At 54.9% G+C, this 1,544-nt stretch carries 1 protein-coding gene and 1 pseudogene; one reads left to right on the top strand and one right to left on the bottom strand.

Going from position 1 to position 1,544, the window contains the following annotated elements; all coding sequences use genetic code 11:
- Positions 1 to 325 (top strand): hypothetical protein (locus tag PH551_RS32745; protein ID WP_285196404.1); only part of this gene is annotated, 325 nt, incomplete at its 5' end.
- 534 nt (positions 326 to 859) lie between these two features.
- Here the strand turns inward: PH551_RS32745 and PH551_RS32735 are convergent.
- Positions 860 to 1,187 (bottom strand): annotated as a pseudogene (locus tag PH551_RS32735) (citrate/2-methylcitrate synthase); the annotation flags it as partial.
- Positions 1,188 to 1,544: the final 357 nt, after the last annotated feature.

Here is a 1,544-nt window from a genome sequence, read left to right as displayed (position 1 = left end):
GCTCGAAGGCATCCCGCCTCAATCACTGCGCACTTTCATGACAGGAAAAACTGGTTTCGATGCGCTCATGCATCAGGTCTGTGTCGGCTGGGGTCACTGCGGGAGCGTGCAGGCAGACAAATATGTGCACGTGACTGACTTCATGCCGAACTCGGGTACAGTGACCGCAACACAGTTCGCCGAATGGGTCCTCACCGCTGAAGGCGAGGCCGATGCTCCCTTGGCCTACAGAGAAAGATGGCTTTCCCGCCTGAGGGACGCCTTCATCGAGCACATGGGAGCAGATCGTGTGGACGCGCAGCGGATGCGATGGCAATCAGAATAGACCGTTCTGAAACTCCACACCGGTCAATTCGAATTTACGAGTTCACGGCCTAGTTCCGATCGTCGTCACACTAGCTGCTGCAGTACCGCATGATTCGGAGCGGCCGTTTGCTGCATATCTCGGGGCAGTTGTCGTATCCCCTTTATATTGTCCACCTGCCTATCATTCAGCTTGGTGGTCAATTCCAAAAGCTCACCGACAGCTCGATTCCACTGCTGGTTACCGCGTGCGCTACCCTCCTTGTCGCTGTCGCTCTGGCGCATATTCTACACGTTTGTTTCGATGCGCCCCTTCGTGCGTACTTAGGGCGCAAGTTTTCCTCAAACTAGGGGAAGCGCCTGCCTCTAAGTGAGGATTTGCCGATCATCCGCTCGGCAAGCTCCCTGTGAGAAAGGGGTAAATTTGAAATCCCTTCAACTGCGGCGTTCCAGATGGTCACAAGTGTCTGCTCACATCTAGGCCTCACCCTCAACCTGAAGATCGGGGTTCACACCGGCGAGGCGGTCGGCGACACCTTCAGCAGCATCAAGGTGTTCAGCGGCTCGGCCAGCGTTGCGATGCGCCGACGTAGAGCTGGCGCGGTCGACCAAATACGCTGCTCCGGATCCTCGATCATCTCGTTCCATTGGGCGACCCAGCCGACTGTACGCGCGAGCGCAAAGAGGACGGTAAACATCGCGGTCGGAAACCCGAGAGCACACAGTGTGATGCCCGCGTAAAAATCGCATTCGGATAAGAGCTTCTTTTCAATGAAGTACGGATCGTTGAGGGGAAACTTTTCGAGCTCGAGGGCCATCTCACGCTCGACGTAACGCCGCAGGCCGCGCGGCGGATTGAGGCCCGCCGCTCCGAGAGGCTCATGAGGCGAAACACACGCCCATTAGCTTATGAACGGCATGTTACGTCGAAGGCAATTCTGTTGCTCGAACATAGTGGGAAAAGAGCGAGCCGGCGCACAACTAATGTTGGTGTAAACGCACGCACCTACGTCCTCTACAAAAGACTTCGTTTCCGAATTGGGTCAGCCGGCGAATAAGGTCGACAAGCTGATATGGTCCCAAAGTCACGGCTGCCTGAGGCGTCCGATGAGTTGCCTTGCCGCGGACTCACATTGCGCAATTTTATGTTGCCACCCATAAAAACCCTCTTGAAAATTTCCCGACATCCGTGCAAAGGGTGAGCCTTTCTTGGATTCTATATATATATATATATATATATG

The organism is Rhizobium atlanticum, from assembly GCF_030182485.1.
Classification (GTDB): Bacteria; Pseudomonadota; Alphaproteobacteria; order Rhizobiales; family Rhizobiaceae; genus Rhizobium.
The sequence above is the reverse complement of the archived record's forward strand: the minus strand, read 5'-3'. Positions and strand labels throughout refer to the sequence as shown.